The sequence below is a fragment of the Deltaproteobacteria bacterium genome, assembly GCA_017302835.1.
In the GTDB taxonomy this organism is placed as follows: Bacteria; Bdellovibrionota; Bdellovibrionia; order Bdellovibrionales; family Bdellovibrionaceae; genus UBA2316.
On sequence record JAFLCC010000001.1, the window covers coordinates 108,927 to 130,163 of the forward strand.

Sequence of the window (21,237 nt, forward strand, 5' to 3'; positions counted from 1 at the left end):
CGACTAAAGAATTAAGAGAGTGTTAAAAATGCTAAGACAGGATTTCAGAAAAAAAGGGGATTTTATGAAGAGATTAAAATTAAAATTTAAATTAAAGACATTACTTAATTTAATCACCTTACTCTGTTTTTTCTCAACAACATTGTTAGCCCAATCGACGGCACCAAAACTGAATGAAAGTGCTAACAAAGCAAAAAAACAGAATGATAAATCCCAAGCAGTGAGCCAAGTCGTAGGTGTCGCAAATATGGCCATGGGAGCTATGTATGCTGCAAAATGCAGTTCCAAAAACTACGCAGCTTGTGTTAAGGCGGTTTTACATTTTGCAATGGGTGCTCTTTCTTTTAAGCAAGCCAAGGTAAATGGGAAAGCCTCTAGCCAAGCTGCTTTGACAGGAATAGATACGAATAGTTATGATGGTTCTAATCCTTACGGAGATCCAGGAAAAGAGATAAATCCCCTAGACCCAAATACAAATCCTTCTTCTGATCCCAAAGTGAATGGGCTTGTCGATACCAAAAAGTTTGCAGCCATCAAAAAAGATTTAATGAATGGTGATACCAACAGTAAGGGTTTGAATGGATTTAAAATGGATCCCAAAACAGGAATTCTGACTGGACCTGATGGTAAAAAATATGATCCTGAAAGTCTTGGAAGTAAAGAGGAAATGGCTAAAGCTGGATTTCCCACTTCTGCAATTGACAGTGCCATGGCGGCAAATAGCGCCTTTGAATCGGAAGCATTGAAAAAGCTGGGATTTAAAAAAGACGATATCGTTGCTGTTGGAGCCGCAACCCCAGAAAATGGATATCGAGAGGGCGGCAGCAGCGGGGCACCCAAGTATACAAGCGCAAATGAAATAGATCAGAACAATAGAAATGGTGTTGGAGGAGGGTCTCGTAAGCCTTCCAACGTCAATAAAGTGGCTGGTCTCACCAAAAATTTCAATGGTGAAAAAATTGGTGTCGCGGCAGAGAATATTTTTAACATGATGACTCGACGTTATAAAACAAAAGAGAAGCAAGATTCTTTTTTTGATCCTTCTGATTTAACCCACAATTGAGCACGGAATTAGCAACTTATCGACGTAGCTCCTAATAGAAGTAACGCCCAAATTGTAGAACCTAAATTTCTACACCTAATTTAAAATCGCAATTGTCTAACATCTACAGATAGATTGACATAGTCGCCTCCTTAGCTAAGATGGACCCCAACCAAGGGGTTTTTAATGAAATTACTTTTTTTATTTTCAGTATTAATTTTTACTATAAGTATGTCTTGTACGCATAAACCTCAGGGTGTTATTAACACGACTTACAAAAGTTTTGGCCTGGATTCGGTTACCAAAGAGAATTTAAAAAAATATGCAGCCCCTGAATTGGAGTCTTCTCTCAAAGGTCAAATCGCTTTGTATATGGATATTCAACCCCAGGGCGCTGGCTTATTAAATCCTAAAAATACCAATGAATTTTTCTTTGGTTGGGGGATTTCCGGAAACACTCAGGTTTGGAAAATGAACGGTCCTAAATCTTTTCCGCAACAGTTTACTGGAGGAAAAGATTCTACCTCATTGATGGATATCACTCTTGATGGAAAATATTTGATCTTGCAAAGAGATGTCGATGGCCAAGAAAACCCAGGAATTTATCTTCAATCAACCCAGGGTGGCCCGCTGATAAAGCTTTTTCATAAACCAAAAGTCAAAGCGAGTTTTCAATTTATTAGCGATGATGCCAAGTATTTATTTTACGCAGCCAATGAAGAGGTCGCGGATAGTTTTTATATTTATAAAATGGATTTAAATACCAAAGAGGTAGAAAAAATTTGGTCTGAAAAAGGGCTTTGGTCAGTGATAGACCAAGAAGGTGACCGCATCTTGTTATCCTATCAAAAAGGAAATACTTCTAATGAAGTTGTTGAGCTAAATCTAGCAACAAAACAACATCAAAATATTATTGGTCAAAATAAGGAAGAAGAATACGCTGTTGCTTTTTTAAAAAATGGAAAAGATTACTTGGTTTTAACTTCTGAGTTTTCCAATTATAAAACTCTCTATACCATGAAGGCAGGAAAGTTTTCTCCATTAACGAGTGCTCTTAAATATGATGTTGAGAAATTTAGACTTAATAAAAGAAGGACTTTCCTGGCTGTGGAAATAAACAAAGGCGGCTACACTCAAACAGATCTTCATAAAGTTTCAGCCGACGGAGTCCTTACTCCATTTTCCTTTCCCAAGTTTGAACAGGCAGATCATGTGAGATTGGGCTTTGGACGCGCCGACGATCTAGCCATTATTTCAGCGTCTAGTTACAACTCTCCCCGTATTACCTATTCATTTAACTTAAAATCTAAAGTATTAAAACAATGGAGTCTGCCTAACGCTCCCGAGGTGCAGCTTTCTGAATTTGTGCCAGCAAAGCTAGAGCACTACATTACAAGAGATCAAGTAAAAATCCCCATGTTCGTAAGAAGATCAAAAAAATGTGAGCTCGAATCCTGCCCTGTTGTCGTCTTATTCCACGGTGGTCCCGAAGCGCAAAGTCTTCCCGGATTTAGTTCATTGGCTCAGTTATTTTCTGAAAATGATTTCATTTTTGTCGAACCCAATGTCAGAGGCAGTTCTGGTTATGGTAAAGAATGGCTTCACTCTGACAATGGTCCCAAAAGAGAATCGGTTGTCACGGATATTGAGGATTGCTCACTTTGGATCAAAAAAAATTGGAGCAAGAATCATCAAATTCCTAAGGTCGGTATCTTTGGTTGGAGCTATGGAGGCTATTCAACACTGATGGGAATGACTTATTTTGCTGGAAGTTATGATGTGGGCGTCGCCAATGTGGGAATGAGCAACCTAGTTACTTTCTTAGAAAATACAGCTCCCTATCGAAGAAAAGTTCGTGAGTCAGAATATGGATTTCTGGATAAAGATTTGGCGAGTTTAAAGAAACTATCGCCTATAAATTATATTGATAAAGTTAAAGGTCCTCTCTTAATCATTCAAGGAGCAAATGACCCAAGGGTCCCTGCAGGTGAGGCCATCCAAATGCACGAAGCGATGGAAAAGAAGGCTCTTGATTCTAAATTAATTATCTTTGCGGATGAAGGCCACGGAACTGCGAAAAAAGAAAATCGTATCCTTGAATGGGGCCACACCCTTGGTTTTTTCAGGAAACATTTAAAATAAGTTGATCTTGAATGAACTCAGCCCCCAAAAGTTTTAAATTATTTCCAATGACTGAGTTTTTAATTTTAATATCTTTATGAATGTAAACATTTTTTCCAATCACACAGAAACCAGTTAGGTTCTGAAGTGGTAACAAAGAACTCGAATCAAACAAGATGGATTTTTCTTGATCAAAGATCCATTTGGAACTTGGTGAATAGAGCTTTATCATTTGCCGAAGGTAATTTCCTTCAAACTGATGATTTTGATCAGCAGAACTCATTAACTTTAAACACTCCTTGCTTGCTAAAATAAAGTCAGCTGAATTTCCTGTTTCAAACCAAAGACAGGATAGGGAATAGGACTGAGCCCTTTTCCCATCTTTAATCGCAGACATAAGAACATCGTATAAAATATTTGATACGCCTTCGGGAATGTATTTAAAAATTTCTCGAGAAAAAATCATCACACCGATATTATGATGCGCACGAGTCGCCTTCTCCATTTTATTTTTACCAAACCCTAAAATGCAGTTTTGATCATCGGTCCAAACACCGCCAAATTTAGTACCAACTTCAGGGTGATCCATTACCAAAAGGGTCGCTATATTCTTATTATTTTTATGATGCTCCAAAGCTTGTTGCAACTGTCCTGGCCGAGAGGGGATAATGAGCTCGTCCCCATTGACAAGAATAAAATGCTCTTGATCTTGAAAGTGAGTCCGCGCATTTCCTAGCCCTCCACCACTTCCAAGCAAGGTCTTTATTTCGTCGCTAAAAATAACTGGGAAATTAAAAGAATATTCTGCAGCTTTTTCTTTTAACCTTTCAGGTAAGTGAAAGGTGTTCATAACTAATTTAGAAATTTTGACTTCACTAAGAAAATTTAATGAATGAACAAACAGGGGGATATTTAAAAAGGGTATTGCTGGCTTAGGCAAAAAATTCGTATGCGGTCGCAGCCTCGTTCCTTCACCGGCTGCCAACATCATGATGTTCATATCAGTTCAAACTTTTTTTCAAGCACTCCTGAATCGATCAAGACATCTGAAAAAGCTTTATATTCTGGAAATGCAGTTAAACTTTTTATTACTTTTTTTAAAGTTCCATTTAAATACTTTAAATACCTTCGATCCTGTCTTTGGTGGAAAAAACTAGCAAAACTGCCACAGGCCTTGAAACACCTCTGAATACTTTGGAGCTCGTAAATATGGTTGAATTCTTCCATTGAAAAGTTAGATAAAAATGGTTTAGCTTGTTCTAGGTAGTAAGAAATAATTTTATCCCCAAAATCCTCATTGATATCCACATAAGAATCTTTAATCAAACTAACTAAATCATATTGAACAGGACCCAACCGAGCATCTTGAAAATCAATAACAAACATCTTGTCGAGTTTAATCATTAAATTTCGAGAATGGTAATCCCTATGGGATATAAACTTAGGCTGTAAATGCAGGTGAGTCGAAATTTTAGTAAATATTTGCTGAATTTCTTTTTCCACTTTTTCTGAAAATGAATAATTTAAGATTCCTTTGATCAAATTATCCTTGCCATAGTTCATTTCCCATACAAATTTTTCCACATTAAATTCAATATCAAAAGCGGTGCAAGGTTTCTTATTTAATGTCGAATGAAAATGGACTTTCACTATTTCATCAATCGCCAATTTGTAATAAATAAATGAATTTTCAGGATTTTGCTCCTCCCAAAACTTTCTTTCTAATGTCAAATCGCCCAAATCCTCTAATAGCACCAGCCCGTCTTGAGGAGACATGGAAATAATTTTAGGAACATGAACCTTATTGTTTTCGAAATGAGACAACACACTTGTAAAAGGATAGTGATCTGGATCAAAGGGATTCCAAACCATCAGCACCCATGATGAATTATCTAAAATAACTCGGTAATATTTTCTTGTGGAGGCGTCTCCCGCAAGGGGAAGAACTTTATAGGAATTATCCTTTAATGATTTTTCTAAAAATACTTGCACGGGTTTTTCCTTGATTTGCAATGTTTATCCTTTTTTAATTTCACCTTTCTCTGATTATGATGCATTTTTTAAAACAACCCAAATATTTTCGATTTTTTTTGAACGGAATTTAAGGACCGAAGTCTAGACGCGAACCAAGATTTAAGACTTACCTAGCGCGCTTTATGTATAAAACATGAGCTCTGCGGCTTCTTTTAGCTGCGCATTTAGAACGGGGGCCTTATTCACTTCAAAGGTCACTTGATCAAGAGCTATTAGAAATTCCATGGACATCCCAGGATGATTTGCCATCTTTTCCAGATGCAAATTTGAACCGACAATGATTAATGGGGACTCCTCATCCCTCACTTGTTTTTGATATTTAGCTAAAAACAATTGCTGCTTTAAATTTAATTCCAAAATATCAGGAATAAAAATAGTCATGGATCCTAACTTTTTAACTTCTTCTAGACTTTGATTAGAATGGCTGTCAAAGGAAACATTTAAATTCTTTAAGGGAACAAAACCCCAGCGGTTTTCAAGCTCATGAATTTGATGTGCCACTTTTAAAATTCTTTCAGGTACTCCATTCAAGTGAATGACCTGAGAAATAATCCGATTTTGTTTTGTTTCAGGAATAACATGAGGACTAACATAAGAACTAACATCAGGACGAACAAAGGAAAGAGAATTCACAGGAAAATTATTTTGATGAATCTCTTGGAACTCCGAGTATAAAAGTGGAGTCAATGTCTTTTTGACCAAAGAAGAAAGGGTTAAATGCTGTTCGGATTCAATTTCAATGGCCTTCTTAACAATAGCAACGCCTAAAAAAAGTTGATCTTGAAAAATAGGAATCAACATGTCCTTTTTATTAAAGTAGAAATCAGAATCTCGTTTCAATGAGTTTAATTCTGTCAATCTGTTGATTTCTAACCCTTTGCCAAACTTATCTTTAACAAGAAATTTCAACTTGTTAATTGATGATAACTCACCCGATTCCCACATAATTCCCCCAAACCCAATGTGATTTTCAATATACTGAACCAACACAACATACAATTGTTGTGCCGTAAAGGCCCTTGTCTCTATGAAAAATATTTACTTGTTTTCGGTTAATTAAATCTAAAGAATTTCTAGGGTTTTACCATTTGAAGAATTAACCTGTCGTTAACTTGCACATTAAAAACAAAAGAGCGATTTTTTCAAATCGCTCTTTCCTATGACTATCAGGTAGTTTTTACAGTTTTAACAACTTTCACAAGCTTGATTTATCCCGCGACTTAGCTCGCGACTTGGATCGCAACTTAGCTCGCAACTTTTCAAGTGATTTATCTGGTGATACGTCTTTTATCCAAACCAAATTGCTGAACTTTATCAATTAAATTAGCTCTGCTGATTCCTAATTCTTTTGATAATTTAGATTTATTCCAACCCGTTCTTCTTAACCCCTCACGAATCATTTCTCTTTCAAGTTCTTGAATCGCATCTTTTAATCTGCCCTGAAGTCTAGCGCCTTGAACTTTATTAGACTCTGAGGCTTCAATAATTTTTGGGGAAAGATTTTCTACCGTGATTTTTGTCTCTGTGCCCGACAAGACATACACACGTTCAATTTCGTTTTGTAATTCTCTGACATTTCCTGGCCAAGCGTAATCATAAAGTTTCTCCAGAGCTCTGCTGGTTAAAACTTTCGTAACGCCACCAGCGTGTTTTTGTTCCGACACTTTTTTCATAAAATAATCCACAAGATAAGGAATATCTTCTTTTCTTTCTCTTAATGGAGGAACGCGGATATTGATAATATTTAATCGATAAAACAAATCTTCTCGGAAGGTCCCTTGCTCAATCATTTCCTTTAGGTTTTTGTTGGTAGCTGCAATAATGCGGACGTCAATTTTTTTAGTTTCCGTAGACCCAACAGCCATAAAAGTACCTTCTTGAATCACGCGAAGTAATTTGACCTGCATGGAAGGTGAAATATCCCCAACCTCATCTAAAAACAATGTTCCCTTATCGGCGCTTTCAAACAAACCCTTTCGATCTTTGACCGAGCCGGTATAAGCACCTCTTACCGCACCAAACAATTCAGCCTCAAGCAAGTTATCATTTATAGCGGTAAAGTTCTGTGCTACAAATATTTTGTCTTTCCTGTTTGAATGATAGTGAATTGATTTTGCAATTAATTCCTTCCCCGTTCCATTCTCTCCCTGAATCAACACCGTCGTATCAGATCCACGAATTTTATCTAACAACCCATACATTTCTTGCATGGGTTTAGATTTGCCGACCATAGAATCATACTTAAATCTTTTTCCCAATTCGTTATTTAATTCTCTAATACGGTCGTCTCTTCTTGTAATTTCCAAGTGAAGAGTCACGATCTCTTGAGCTACAAGTTCGCACAGCTCACAGTAATGTTGTCTTTCTTGATCATCTAAATACTTCATTTTTATAATCAACTTTTCAATGTAATCACCAGGAACACCAAATGCAGCAAGCCGTTCCTTAACTTCCAATAATCTTTGTTGAACTTGATCATCTTTGAAATACCCCAATGCCACTACTGTTCCAACACAGTCATTTTCAATCATGATCGGAAATATACCAATATCAAAACCAGCCATTTCCCATTTCTTAAGGGCATATTTATTATTTGTTGATCTTAAATCTTCAAGAGTTTTTGTTACCAATTCCCCTAGGTTAGCTTTTCCAGCATCTTTTTCTAGAAGATAACCAATGGCAGGATTATTAAATACGAGCTTGCTGCTATCTATTCCCTTTAACTCACCACGCTCATCACTAAACACAACATCAATATTCCACCATGTATTTAAGATGTGTTTTAATTTTTTGATAACATGAATATGTTCAAACTCGTTCCAATTAATCATCGACATAAAGTCTCCTTAATTTTTTGATCCATCAACCTGTATATTCTCACTACATCCATCGTCTAAAGTTTAAACAAACTTTAGAGTAAACTGCTAAAAAAGTTGTAATCTCATTTTGAGACACAAAGAAAGTGAACACCTCCCAATTCCCAAGGCCCCTTAGGCAACACTAAACTAGAAATCCTAGACGAAGGACTTTAATCACTAGATGAAAATTTTTCATCCACATTGTTCTATAAACTCTTTTAACTTACTTAGGGCAGGTCTGTTTTTTGAAGAGCTTTAAGGAGTGAAAAAATATTTTGTTTCCTCTTTCTTTATTCATTCTTGCGTTTTTGCCCTCGTCACTTTTTTTTCATTCAATCCAGAATGGTTTCCACTTCCAATGGTTAAACCGGAGGCTCGTCCCAATTTAATCACCTTTTCAATTGAAGAAACCTCTGCAGTCGCTGGCTCTTCAGCTCCAGGCTTTTTCTCAGGCCCCAGTAAAGCTACTTCTAAAATTAAAGATTCGAAAATTAAGCACCAAGCTCCACAATTCAACTCTAAAGTAAATTCTCATCTTCCTCAGGGTGATCCAACTTATAGTGGTCCAACCAATAACAGTCCTTCCTATAGTGATCCAACTCATTTCGATGACATCGATGACATCGCTATGCCTGAGCTCGCTCATGTAAGTTCTGAAGACTTAAGTGACAGCACCCACTCTTCCCTCCGTTTTGATGAAATAAAAAAATCCTTTGATGAAATTGATAATGAAGATTCAAAAAAAATAGTGGCTGTTAATAATGAGTTCGAGCAATTAAGCTCGGAAGAATTAGCTTCCATTGACAAACAGTCTGACACTATTAAAGAACAGAACGCTTCTCTTGACAGTTTGGTTTCGAAAAGAAAATCAGAGCTGGCTCAAGAGAAAAGTAATTTAGGTATCCAAAGACAAAAAACCAAAGTTGCAAGTAATGCTTCCGGAGAGTCTTCGTCTTCAAGCTTTGGAAGAGGGAAAGCTGGGCAAATAAGTGGAGATAATCAAAATGGCGCTGGTGGGACGGGAACTACTGGTGAGATCAGAAAACTCGAAGATCTTCGACAAGTACCAGGAAATTTAAAGCCTGAGTATGATACTGAAGATCGTGTTCAAGGATTATCTGGAAATATTGTTGTCTATGGTTATGTCACCAAAAGTGGATCGATATCTTCCTTTAAATTGATGCAATCCACGGGACATCGAAGTTTAGATCAAAAAACTTTAAATGCACTTAAAAGATGGAGATTCTATCCAGGACAAGATGGGTGGGTTGAATTACCCTTTAAATGGGACCTAAAGGGTGGCGTTCAACAAAAGCCCACCCTCTTGAAAAGACAATAAGAAACTATTCGCCAAATAACTCTTTATCTGTTTTCGTTGTACCTTGAGATCTTAATTTTGCTTTTCTTTTAACACCTTTACGAACAAGTTTTCTTTTTCTGATAATTTTGGTACGTCTAGTTTTTGATGCCATTTTGTCTCCTCTTTTTTAACAAGATCATTTGAGTTATCAAAAAGGAACCATTAAGTCAACGGAATGCCTTACTTGAGTGTAATCTTTAGAATCAGATAAATAAGCATAGTTTATCTTAAATTTGGGCAAATCAAAGCCCATCCCAATTGTCATTAAATCATTAATATTCAAAGAGTTTTTTTGATATCCAAGTCGTAACAAGGTCCATCGATTTAAATAATTTTCAACTCCAAACATCAGGCTTCCCTCATTTAACTTAAACCGACCTTCGCTCAAATAGTCGACCCGAGCTCGCAAAAATCCTTTGTACACATAATGATACCCAACTCCAATTTTTGGTTCCACTCGATTTTCCAAAGGCCAATTATCTGGAGATTTGTTCAGATCATAAAGCACCACTCCAATAGCTTTATTTTGGCTCACTAAATAAGTCATTCCCAAATCCAAATTTGCCAAATTGAACATCGCCTCCCCAACTCTGGCTTGAGAATACCCTAAGGACATTCCCAATGAAATTCTTTTTGAAAAAGGCTCTGCAAAGGACAATTTGAAGTTTTTAAAATCTAACTTTTGATAAACATAAACCGCGGCAGGAATAACCGTTTCCATTGTGTTATCAGAAATGCTTATCGCCGTTTCGCCTGGAGCATACCGAGTGTAAAAATTGAACCCAAATAAATAAACCAAACTCGCTGGATTTAACGTGCTCACATCCCCAGGGCCTACTGCAGCCCTACCCGCGCCACCAAGTGCCGAAGAGGACGCGCTGAGATGAGAGGCCGTCGAATCTAAAGAGGCCCAAGCTGTATGAAATAAATGGAGAGAAACTAAAATCGAGAGCAAATACATCATCTGAAGCCTCTTTCGCTTTCATTCCATAAAAGTTTAAAGACTTTAGCAACCTTAATTTTTAGTTATCTTTTCGTGCACACTGTCACGTATTCGGTGCAGTAGTCTGTTGGCATGTTGCCGGCGGCATCTGTTTTGTTGGCTTTATAATAACTGCCGTCAAATTTATGATGACAGGCTAAATTTCCTTGATAGGTCACTTTATATTTTCCAAAATGGGTTCCCCCATCAACTGCTTTTCTGTCTTCGTCGGGATAACAACTATATTTTTTAGGTACGACACAGCCATATTGCAAATTAATGTCCCATTCATTGTCGGGTAAATGCCTGCGAACCATTTCTAAAATTTGAGCGTAGGTCTTACCAGCGTAAGCACCGCCACCATAGACCGATTCGACTGGTGGTATCGAGTTAAGCGTTGCATATTCCATCTTAGGACACAAGCCTGCTTTGATAATGGAACCATCAATAACGGCACCCGAGTTATTTATATTTAGAGCATTTCCTGCGCTATTATAATATTTGTAGTAATTGGCCAAATTCACTTTGGTTGCACTAGCGACCACAGGCTTATTGGCTTCTATAATTCCCGAGTCTGTGGAAACAGCCAAATTAACTGCAGCATCAAGGGAAGACCACAGAAAAGCAGCATCCTCTGATCTCACAATTTTGAATTTAAGTCCACAATCCCAATCAGAACCTGAAACAACGCGATTGTTTAGTAAATCAACTTCCGTCACTTGTGCTAATTGATTGTTGGGATGATACGCCCAGGTGCTTGGAACTTTGCCCATATCTATGGGATTTTGAAATATGAGCTGATACCCCCTTGCATTTGCAGAGGTCATCATATCTGTTTCGCTTGTTTCCTGAGAAATCAAAACGGCTTCATTCGTATGAGAAAATCCTATAACAATTTGGGCATCAATATCGCCAATCTTATTAAAGGCATTTCGATAAGCCTCAGAGGTTTGAGGACTGTTGTTAATACTAAATTCGGCTTCAATAGCTCTTGAGTCTCCCGTCGCCTTGGGAAAGAAATTGACAAAATCCACACTTTGTTCAGCTTTCATGGCTTCTGCTATTAAAGATTCGGCCCATCGCAAATCCGTTAAATCCCCCAGAACTTGAATGATATCAATTCCAATGGATGGACTACCCGTTTTAAAAAACACATTTCCAAGACGATTGCCTTTATTGATAGACCTTATGGAGATTTGCGGCCGGACATCTGCATTCATCGAAGATTCGCCCAAAAGTCTTTCAACTTGTTCCTTTGTTATATCTGGATTTGGGTAATCAGGTTTTAAGGTTTTTTTAAAATAGCTTACAAATTCCTGCGTTATTCTCACTCCCGATTTAGGGACTTTATCAGAAATCTCACCAGATGAAGACAAGATTTTGGAAACTGCAGACTCGTAACTGCCCACTTTAAAAGTAAATGTTTTACCCTGTGAAGAGGGACTATTACAAGAATTATAGGTAATCATGTCAAGGCTTGCTTCAAAAGCAAAAGGGGCAGCACTTGCTGGATTGTAAACAGTTGAGGCACCGTCATTAGCCGCATCAAATCCAGCCTTGCCACAGTTTTGAAAAAAAACCACTGCGAGTAAAGAAGAAAAGACAACAACAAAAAGACTAAATAAAGACCTTTTTTGCCTTTTAAGATGAGCAAACGCTTTAAATAACATGAAGACTCCCCTTTTGAGATAATAACACATTTTGTCTTTTCAGCCCAATTGGATTATTACTTGCCTCATTTTAAAACGTTTGAGATTTTCAAGACCATGAAAAAAGTGAAGAAAGCTATAATTCCTGCCGCTGGTCTAGGAACAAGATTTTTGCCTGCAACCAAAACGGTTCCCAAAGAAATGTTAACGATTGTGGATGCCCCTATCATTTTTTATGTTGTTGAAGAAGCCGTGAACTCGGGCATAGAAGACATTATTCTTATTGCTGGGAGAGGCAAGCATGCCATTGAAGATTTTTTTGATACCTCCTATGAAATAGAGGACCGTTTGCTCAAAGATGGAAAGACTGAAATACTTGAACGTCTAGAAAAAATTAGAAATATGGCAAATATAATTTCGATAAGACAAAAGCAGGCCCTAGGTCTTGGCCATGCTATCTGGTGTGGAAAAAAAATTGTTGGGAACGAGCCTTTTGCCGTTCTTCTTGGGGACGAAATCACCGTCAAAACACAAAAGCAAGAAGCCATCACTAAGACCTTGGTGGATGCTTTTGAAACATCTAATAGATCCTCCATTGGGGTCATGAAAGTGGACGACAACCTGGTTTCAAAATATGGAATTGCAGAAACAAATTCTTTGCTCCCAGAAATTTTCAAATCCAAGTCTGGCAAGACTCTGGAAAGATTTGCTGTTTCTAAACTCCTTGAAAAACCAAATAAGAACGATACCCTCTCTCGATGGGCTATCACAGGGAGATATGTTTTATCACCGCAAATATTTGAAATTCTTGAAAATCAAAAGCCTACCAAAAATAATGAAATCCAGTTAACTGACGCTCTTGATAAACTCATTGCTATCGAAGGGGTTGATGTTTATCCCAATTCTTGTTTACGTTACGATGCCGGTGACAAGGTTGGGTACTTACAGGCCAACATTGAATTTGGTTTAAGAAATCCTGAAATCAAAACAGAGCTTAAAAATTATTTATTATCTCTTTCGCAAAAACTAGCAGAAGGAAGTTTTGAATGACCTGCTCAAACTCAAATCTCTTTAAGTTTTTAATTACAGTTTGGTTTCTTTCGTTTATTTCTCTCTACAGTTTTGCTTATATCCCACCACTCAAAATGATTCTTTCACGAACTGCAGAGAATTCTGGGAATGGCATTTATAGCAACGAGTTAGAAATCATTTTTTCGGATGGCTCTCATGAGGCTTCAACCAAAGAGCTGTGGACCATCGAAAATGATCGAACTTTGAAGGTTCATGTTACAGGCCTGAAGGACCTCAAGGGATTAAATTTAAATTATCTGTACTTGTCTGGTCAACGTTGGGCCAGGAAAAACAATAACAAAGCGTCCATTAAAATTTCTGATGATTTTATCGAGAAATGGCATCATTTTAGAAATTCTGATCTACTTTATAAATCGTTGTTAGCCCATGGATTTGTGACCGATGAAGATTCAAATTTAAAACTTTCACGAATTCAAGGCGTCGTGGCCTATTCCATCAGCGACCATAAAAATAACGATCCCTTAGCTCCCAGATTCTGGATTGAGCAAGATTTTTTTCTTATTCGAAAATTAAGACTTAGCTCGGGTGCCGAAGTCAGCATGGATAATTACAAATCCTTTTCTAAAAGCTTGCACTACCCCAAAGAGCGCACCCTTAAATGGGGAAATAATTCGATCCTCATTAAGACAGTGACCGTTAACGCAAGGTCAGGAAGCCAGGGAAACCTCTTTTCACCCCAGTCCTTAGAGATTAATAATCAATCCGAAGTCTTGCTGAATCATCCCTTAAAATCACAAATCGAAGAATTTTACACTCGATTTAGATGACTTCAAAATTTGCGAAGGTGGCCGTTGCCGCCCCGTTAAAAACCTTATTAACTTATTCTATTCCTGAGGAGTTTTCAGAAATTAAAATAGGTAGTGTGGTGAACGTCCCACTGGCCAACCAGTTCACTCGAGGAATTGTTTTTCAAATTGAACTGGAAACCCCATCGGCTTCCCATTCCTTTAAAATCAAGCCTATAAAAGGCATAGAAACCGATTACTCTCCTGAAATGATATCGCCTTACTTGCCTTGGATAGCATGGATTTCTGAATATTATTTATATGCCATTGGCCTAGTGGCAAGTCTTTTGTTCCCTCCATTAGAGAAAAAAACAAAAGTTTCTACCAGAAAGAAATCTCCCATTCCTGATGTCGAGATGGAGATTCCCTATTCCATGAATGAGGAACAACAAAAAATTTATTCCGATATTTCACAAAACTTAAATTTTTCAGTTCATCTGCTTTACGGAATTACAGGCTCTGGCAAAACAGAAGTTTATTTGCAACTCTTTAAACATATCATCGGCCAAGGGAAAAAGGGTTTGTTCCTTCTACCGGAAATTTCCCTTACTCCTCAATTGGTTTCTCGGTTCGCAAAAAGATTTGGAAATCAAATTTCCTTGCTCCATTCTCAGCTAACCGATAGAGAGCGAACCCAGTTTTGGTGGGATATGGTCGAGGGTGATAAAAAAATTCTTATTGGCGCTAGGTCTGCAATGTTTTGCCCCATACCCAATCTGGGCCTCATTGTCGTTGATGAAGAACACGAAACAAGTTTTAAACAAGATGAAAAATTAAAATACCATGGCCGTGATACCGCGATCATGTTAGGAAAATTTCTGAATTGCCCTGTGATATTGGGATCAGCCACCCCTAGTTTTGAAAGTTGGAATAATGTTTTACAAAAAAAATATCAACTCCATAGATTAACTAAAAGGGTTGGAACCGCCGTCCTACCAGAAATAGAAATCGTGGACTTAAAACTCAGCAAAGAACGGTCTAAGGAATTGAATCTTCCATTTTGGATGAGCGAGCCTCTATATAATGAAATTCAAATTCACCTTGGTGATGGTAATCAGATAGCCCTTTTCTTAAATCGAAGAGGCATGTCCCAAACCGTTATCTGCCCGGCCTGCGGTCACACCCGTGAATGTCCTAATTGTGATATCAAATTGACTCTGCATGCTCATAATCATTTGGTATGTCACTATTGTGATTACCATGAAAGTTTTAAAAAAAAATGCCCCGACTGCAAAGAAGGAGAGCTAGAACCTTTAGGCATTGGAACAGAGGCCATAGAACAAGAAATAAAAAAACTTTTTCCCCTCGCTCGCCTTGCCAGGGTGGATCGCGATGAAATTCAAACTCGCCAAGATCTTGAAAGTGTTGTCGAGAAAATGGAAAAAAACGAAATTGATATTCTTATCGGAACACAAATGATTTCTAAGGGCTTAGATTTTGCGAATCTAAAACTGGTCGGGTTAATTATTGCCGATATCGGTTTAAATATGCCCGATTTCAGATCTGGCGAAAAAAGCTTCCAATTAATCACTCAAATGAGTGGCCGTGCCGGCCGTCATGTCAAAGAAAACGAAAAACCCGGAAAGGTAATCTTACAAACTTTTAATCCAGAAAATCAAAGTGTGCTTTATGCTCTTAACTCAAATTTTGAGGGATTTGCTGAATTCGACCTTGCTAATCGAAAATCCCTTAACTACCCTCCTTTTGGTAAAATCATTTCATTTCGCATTCAATCCAATAAAATGGACAAGGCTCATCAAACCGCCAAAAAACTGGCTTACCGCTGTCTGAGTCTAAAAATACAAAATGAAAAATATCAAGAAATGGAAATTCTCGGTCCCGCAGAATCTCCGATATTCAAAATTCGAGGAGACTTCCGATATCAACTACTCATCAAATCTACAAATAAAATATTGATAAATCAATTCGTAAAACACGTTCTCCACGACGAAAAATGGGTCCCGTCAGCTGTAAGAATTATCACCGACGTAGACCCACAAAGTTTATTGTAACCTAATCAAATACATTTCAACAGATCACAGGCATTTCAATTAATTAACTTAAGAATAAATCTGACGACTTAGTATTAATTTTGAATTTTTGCTTTTGGATTGTTAACTTTTTCTAATACTTCCATCAAAGAATAGTCATTTGTTTGACCATTTTCAAAAGTTAGATATAATTTATCGTTAGGTTGATCAATTTTAATATCCTTTACACTAGAATATGGTTTATTTTTTGCGTTTAACAAATAAGCAAATTCGTTTGTTCTCGTTACGACAATCACCTCTCCAGATTGAGTTAAAGCAAACAACCGACCTTCCAATTGTTTAGTTTCCTTAAATTTTCCAAAAATATTTATTTTATTGTATTCACAAGCACGTGTGGTTGATCCAAAATCTGTTGTTAATGAAACTAAAGTATCATTATCTTTAAAAACAACTTTAGTTGAATATTTTGTTCCATCTTCTCTTTTTCCACCCTGTACAACAGAACAATCATGTCCAGCAGTTTGATAATTTGCCAAATTTGCTGCATAAGTTCCGCAAGCTTTGCTTACTTCTTTCATGCAAGTTTCAAACTTTGCAGCATTTGAAGAAGCTGCTACTAATAATAAAAGGGCCAACGTTTTTTTCATATTAAATTCTCCTTTGAATAATAAATAATTAAATTATTATTGTTGTTTGTTTTTTATTGTTTCAATGGGGGCATAATAGTTTTGAGTATAAAAAATTCCTACTGTAGACTTTTAGACAGTAATTTTTGCAAAATCGCTAAGTTTTATTATGACTTGATCTCTTAAGTATTAATAGAGATGATGGTTTTTATGATTCAATGCCCTAAATGTGGTCTTCAAGTTACAGAGCTACAAACACTTGATCCTGAAACCATTTCTCAATTAAGTGCTGTTGGGGAAACGGTGACAACGTCCATTTGTATGGTTTGCGCCTCTGATCTGAGAAAAACCTTATCCTTAAGCAAGGGGGGTGTTCTTTTGGCCCAAGAGCGAGCCAAAGAACAATACCGCTTAGACTTATGGAAAAACAGAGTGACTCTCATTAAAAACGCCAGAATTTTATTAAATAATAAAAACTATTCACAGGCTGCAATCACTTATGAAAAGTATTTGAAAATTTTAGATATTGTTTTTGCCCTAAAAAAGGGTGATCTTCTTGCTCCTAATCACTTTAAAGACTCGGCACGTACCAGTGAAATCACCGTTCTCACTTCAGTCTATTGGGACCTTCTTCGTATCTACGATACCAACGAGAAATATGCACAAAGGCAAATAGCTGCCGCTAGACAGTTAGCGATTTTTGTCCAATATTCCCCGATTTTTCCAGATATCATGAAAAGGGCCCAGTCTTTTGTAAAATCTGCCAAAAGACCCCAGGCAATTAAACTCTTTATTAAAGAATCTTCGATGCAAAGACCACGATGTTTTATTGCTAGTTCCTGCTTTGAAAGCTCTTTTGCGCCAGAAGTTATTTACTTGCGACTCTTTCGCGACTATTTTTTAAATTCAAGCAGACTAGGCTCCTTTTTAGTTCAAGTTTACTACACTCTTTCTCCAAGCATCGCAAAGGCCATCGATCATTCGAGAGTTTTAAAAGCTATTTTTAAAGTGCTCATTAAATTTCTCATCAGTTTTATAAGGCTCATTTATTAATTGCCCCTATAACCCCTATAAAGAGCCTGTCCCCAAAAGGTCAGATACAAGGCGTGATTCCGTCAAAAAACTCGTTGAAGCTTACTTTATGTAAGTTGGAACGAATTTTTTGACGGGCCAACGAAGTAGATGACCTTTTGGGGACAGGTTCATTAATTGAAAAATAAGGTTCTCACTGAGACAAGAAAGTGTTATGACTTTATTGTGTTATTTAACTCAGTTTAAAACAGATTGGAATTGTTCGATGAGTTCTCAGCCCTATGATTATGCTATTGTTGGCAGTGGTCTTCCTGGAATGATTTTAGCTTCCGTATTGAGCCGGTTGACTTCAAATATTGTATTGATTGATGGACTCGACACCTACGGTGGTTGCCATAAAAAAATCACGACACCACTAGGTCCCATGGAAAATGGTTTTCGTTTTTTTCCTCAAGCCCAGAGCACTCAAAAGGCTCTTGCTTTTATGGAATCAATTTTAAACTTGAAACTTATTTCTTCGCTCAGGGAAACCACCCCGTCTACCAATGAAAATGGTCATTTTAAACATTTTGTTGGCTTTGGTGAGCAACATGTTGAGTTTTATGATGAGCTCTCTTATTTTCTTTCCTCAGAACAAGTTCTGCTTACCCTTCCTGTTTATGAATGGCCCACCCTCTTAATGAAACAATTCAAAGGACAATTTTTACCACGGTCGATTCTTACAAAGTTTGTATCTGAAGGAAATCACGTTAAACATGCAATCATCAATGGAACAAAAAATATTGAGGCCAAACAGTTTATATTTGCTGGCTCTTTTAAAGACCTTGCTCTTCTTCTTCCCAATGATTATTTATCTAGCAAGGCCAAGAACAAACTAAATAAATCTGTTTATTGGACTGCCCTTTGTCTTGATCTTTGCCATAAAGAAATCATCACACAAAATAATTTTATTCATGTTTTAAATGGCACCACCCAAGATGAAATAGGGCCTTGTGTGGGGCAATTTTTTAATTCTAAAGAAAAACCGGATTGTCAATACTCACAGTGGATTACTTTTGTTGATGAAGAGCTCACTGATGACAGCGAGGCTGCGGCCAACGCTCTTAAAAAAATGAAAAGACAAATTAAGAGAGCCTACCCTCACGCCTTGGAGGGATTACTTCTGGAACGTATTTTTGTTTATTCTAATTATGCCGGCGAGGCGATTATCAAAGTGAATCCTGACCAGACAATTCCAGGTCTGGATAATTTATCTATTGCTTGTGGAACACAAAATTCCCATAAGAATATAGTTGGTTCTATTTTACAGGCTCAATTAATTCTAAATAATTTAGGCGTTGAATTGAGTCAATTAACTCATGTAACTCAAGAAGTTTTTGATCCAAAAGAAGAAATCGGTTCCCAATTTGAAACCAGTACGGAAGTGACCTTATGAAAAATTTATATTTTTTATTTGTTTTTCTATTTATTTTTGTCAGCAACTCTCCAAGCTATTCTGAAACGATAGGCAAACTTCCAAAGCTTAATATTGATCAAACGAAAATCACGGCTTCAGGAGTTTCGGCGGGGGCCTATATGGCTGTTCAGCTGAATGTCGCCTTATCCTCTGTTTTTACCGGCATTGCTTCCATTGCTGGGGGCATCTATTGGTGTTCCGAAGGAAATGTTTTTAAAGCTCAGGTGAATTGTATTAAAAATCCTTTTTTGATAAACGTTGACTCTAAAATAGAAAAAGCAAAAAGCGAAGAGGCAGCTCAAAACATTGACTCCTTACAAAATATTCAAAAATCCCGAATTTACGCCTATGCCAGTCCAAAAGATGGAATCATGAATCCTGATAATACTAAAAAATTAATCGAATTTTATTCGCATTTTACAGCTAAAGAAAATATTTTCTTAAGAAACACGGTGAATTCAGGGCATGGCTGGATCACCAATAATTATGGTAACGCTTGTGAAGACAGAAAACTTCCTTGGCTGAATAATTGTCATTTTGATTTGGCCGGAGATTTTTTAACTCACTTTTATGGACACCTTAATCCACCCATGGTTGAAAGAAAACGGTTTTCCTCCTCACCGACTGCGAATCTTTTTAAATTCGATCAAACCGAATTTAATGATTCCAAAGCCCACCTCTATCCCTATGGCTGGGTCTATGTTCCCACTGGCTGCTCCTCTGCTGGAGGGCAAAAGTGTAAACTACATGTGGCCTTACATGGTTGCCAAATGAACCCAGATTATATTCAAGATATTTTTGTTGTAAACTCTGGGATTAATGGTTGGGCTGAAACAAATAATATCGTTGTCCTCTATCCTCAAAATGAAAAATCACTATTGTCGAATCCCTATGACTGTTGGGACTGGTGGGGTTATTCTGATTCAAATTTTGCAAATCGCAAAGGACCTCAAATAGTCGCCATTCAAAAAATGGTATATCGTCTGTTGGGTCTGTACTAAACTTTTCTGAGGCTTGGCTACGGCCAAGTCGCAGGGAGTCCGACCGACGAGAACGAAGAGTTGAGTCATAGGTGAGACCCCTGCTACCAAAAGACTTGCCACTGAGCAACGAGCGTGTTACCTACTACTTCCAATACACACTTCCGGTTACTTACTGGTCCCTGAGAAAGGGGTACTCTTTAGGTTTTCCAAGATAGCTCTGCTATCGCCCTAAAGCTCTGACTGGAAGGAGGCATAACCAGAAAAAGGAGAATCAAATGGCTCAAGTGACCATGAAAGAGATGCTTGACGCGGGAGTTCATTTTGGACATCAAACCCAGCGTTGGAACCCAAAAATGAAGAATTATGTTTATACCGCTAGGGGTGGTATTCATATTATCGATCTTCAAAAAACCGTTTTAAAAGCTAATAGCGCGGCTGATTTTGTGAAAGAAATCGCGGCTAACGGTGGTAAAATGATTTTGGTAGGAACTAAGAAGCAGGCTATTGAGCCCATCCAAGAAGCGGCTTATAGGTCTGGACAATATTTTGTCACAAAAAGATGGCTTGGTGGAATGTTGACTAATTTTGAAACCATCAAATCTTCCATTGATCGCCTCAGAAGAATCGATCAGATGAAAGAAAAGGGCGAGTTCAATTACTTAACAAAAAAAGAACGAGCTAAATTAGAAAAAGAATACTTAAAACTTTCTGAGTACCTTACGGGTATTAAGGACATGAAAGAAAAACCAGCTGTAATGTTTGTTGTGGACTTACCTAAAGAGCACATCGCCGTTGCTGAGGCAAAAACTCTTGGTATTCCCGTTGTTGCTATCGCCGATACCAATTCCGATCCTGAAGGAGTGGAGTATCCTATCCCTGGAAATGATGATGCCATTAGGTCTATTAAATTATTTTCAAATTTAATTGCTGATTCTTTTATTGAAGGGGCTAAACTTTGGGAACAAAAATTAAGAACCATGACTGATAAACAGTCTGATGTTGAGAAAACAGATAAGGCCGATAAAACAGAAAAAGTGGATAAAGATGTTCGACCTAGAAAAACCAAAGCTGGTGGAAAACCTGAAGCTCCCAAAAAAGCTGCTGGTCCAGAAGTTGTTAAAGTTCAAAAACAAAGAAAACTGGTTGCTGCTGGTTTAGCGGAAGAAGTTGAAATTCAAGCTGAACTTGAAAATTCTGAAGTGCCTGCGCCCGAGGGCGAATAGCTC

General features: G+C 37.5%; 17 protein-coding genes. 10 read left to right on the top strand and 7 right to left on the bottom strand.

Going from position 1 to position 21,237, the window contains the following annotated elements; translation table 11 throughout:
• Positions 1–64 precede the first annotated feature (64 nt).
• Both J0M15_00525 and J0M15_00530 read left to right on the top strand, forming a co-directional pair.
• Entirely contained in the window at positions 65–1,063 is a 999-nt protein-coding gene (locus tag J0M15_00525) for a hypothetical protein (GenBank protein MBN8535509.1), read from the top strand.
• Between the two features lie 165 nt (positions 1,064–1,228).
• Complete coding sequence (locus J0M15_00530; protein ID MBN8535510.1) at positions 1,229–3,184, top strand: S9 family peptidase; 1,956 nt, start codon at positions 1,229–1,231, stop codon at positions 3,182–3,184.
• Here the strand turns inward: J0M15_00530 and J0M15_00535 are convergent.
• The 4 genes from J0M15_00535 to J0M15_00550 form a co-directional block, all read right to left on the bottom strand.
• The gene (locus tag J0M15_00535; protein MBN8535511.1) at positions 3,165–4,163 is read right to left on the bottom strand and encodes an NTP transferase domain-containing protein; all 999 of its coding nucleotides are present in this window, start codon (positions 4,161–4,163) and stop codon (positions 3,165–3,167) included. The two genes, J0M15_00530 and J0M15_00535, sit on opposite strands and share 20 nt — an antisense overlap.
• Positions 4,160–5,176, bottom strand: a complete 1,017-nt coding sequence (locus J0M15_00540; GenBank protein MBN8535512.1) for a phosphotransferase — start codon at positions 5,174–5,176, stop codon at positions 4,160–4,162. The genes J0M15_00535 and J0M15_00540 overlap by 4 nt, the downstream gene beginning before the upstream one ends.
• A gap of 141 nt (positions 5,177–5,317) precedes the next feature.
• Complete coding sequence (locus tag J0M15_00545) at positions 5,318–6,142, bottom strand: hypothetical protein (GenBank protein MBN8535513.1); 825 nt, start codon at positions 6,140–6,142, stop codon at positions 5,318–5,320.
• A 323-nt stretch (positions 6,143–6,465) separates the two neighbouring features.
• Entirely contained in the window at positions 6,466–8,028 is a 1,563-nt protein-coding gene (locus J0M15_00550) for a sigma-54-dependent Fis family transcriptional regulator (protein ID MBN8535514.1), read from the bottom strand.
• Between the two features lie 289 nt (positions 8,029–8,317).
• On the opposite strand from J0M15_00550, the gene J0M15_00555 reads away from it, so the two are divergent.
• The gene (locus J0M15_00555) at positions 8,318–9,394 is read left to right on the top strand and encodes a TonB family protein (protein ID MBN8535515.1); all 1,077 of its coding nucleotides are present in this window, start codon (positions 8,318–8,320) and stop codon (positions 9,392–9,394) included.
• Positions 9,395–9,563: 169 nt separating this feature from the next.
• Here the strand turns inward: J0M15_00555 and J0M15_00560 are convergent, their stop codons facing one another.
• Both J0M15_00560 and J0M15_00565 read right to left on the bottom strand, forming a co-directional pair.
• The gene (locus J0M15_00560; GenBank protein MBN8535516.1) at positions 9,564–10,379 is read right to left on the bottom strand and encodes a hypothetical protein; all 816 of its coding nucleotides are present in this window, start codon (positions 10,377–10,379) and stop codon (positions 9,564–9,566) included.
• Positions 10,380–10,441: 62 nt separating this feature from the next.
• Positions 10,442–12,067 carry a hypothetical protein gene (locus tag J0M15_00565; GenBank protein ID MBN8535517.1) on the bottom strand — a complete coding sequence of 542 codons (1,626 nt, stop codon included), beginning with the start codon at positions 12,065–12,067 and terminating at the stop codon, positions 10,442–10,444.
• Between the two features lie 96 nt (positions 12,068–12,163).
• On the opposite strand from J0M15_00565, the gene J0M15_00570 reads away from it, so the two are divergent.
• From J0M15_00570 to priA, 3 genes are read left to right on the top strand one after another with little or no spacing between them, the layout of a single operon-like run.
• Positions 12,164–13,096, top strand: coding sequence for a UTP--glucose-1-phosphate uridylyltransferase (locus tag J0M15_00570; protein MBN8535518.1), 933 nt, complete (start codon positions 12,164–12,166; stop codon positions 13,094–13,096).
• The gene (locus tag J0M15_00575; protein ID MBN8535519.1) at positions 13,093–13,905 is read left to right on the top strand and encodes a hypothetical protein; all 813 of its coding nucleotides are present in this window, start codon (positions 13,093–13,095) and stop codon (positions 13,903–13,905) included. The genes J0M15_00570 and J0M15_00575 overlap by 4 nt, the downstream gene beginning before the upstream one ends.
• On the top strand, positions 13,902–15,935 hold the full coding sequence (priA, locus tag J0M15_00580) for a primosomal protein N' (protein ID MBN8535520.1): 2,034 nt from the start codon (positions 13,902–13,904) through the stop codon (positions 15,933–15,935). Before J0M15_00575 ends, priA begins: the two co-directional genes overlap by 4 nt.
• A 74-nt stretch (positions 15,936–16,009) precedes the next feature.
• On the opposite strand, the gene J0M15_00585 is transcribed toward priA, so the two are convergent.
• Positions 16,010–16,561, bottom strand: coding sequence for a hypothetical protein (locus tag J0M15_00585; GenBank protein MBN8535521.1), 552 nt, complete (start codon positions 16,559–16,561; stop codon positions 16,010–16,012).
• Positions 16,562–16,750: 189 nt separating this feature from the next.
• On the opposite strand from J0M15_00585, the gene J0M15_00590 reads away from it, so the two are divergent.
• The 4 genes from J0M15_00590 to rpsB all read left to right on the top strand — a co-directional run bounded on the left by J0M15_00590 (position 16,751) and on the right by rpsB (position 21,234).
• Positions 16,751–17,593, top strand: coding sequence for a hypothetical protein (locus J0M15_00590; GenBank protein MBN8535522.1), 843 nt, complete (start codon positions 16,751–16,753; stop codon positions 17,591–17,593).
• 193 nt (positions 17,594–17,786) lie between these two features.
• Positions 17,787–19,007, top strand: coding sequence for a hypothetical protein (locus J0M15_00595; protein MBN8535523.1), 1,221 nt, complete (start codon positions 17,787–17,789; stop codon positions 19,005–19,007).
• A complete protein-coding gene (locus J0M15_00600) occupies positions 19,004–20,029 on the top strand; it encodes a prolyl oligopeptidase family serine peptidase (protein MBN8535524.1) in 1,026 nt (341 codons plus the stop codon). Before J0M15_00595 ends, J0M15_00600 begins: the two co-directional genes overlap by 4 nt.
• Before the next feature lie 257 nt (positions 20,030–20,286).
• Positions 20,287–21,234, top strand: a complete 948-nt coding sequence (rpsB, locus tag J0M15_00605) for a 30S ribosomal protein S2 (GenBank protein ID MBN8535525.1) — start codon at positions 20,287–20,289, stop codon at positions 21,232–21,234.
• The last annotated feature ends 3 nt before the right edge of the window (positions 21,235–21,237 follow it).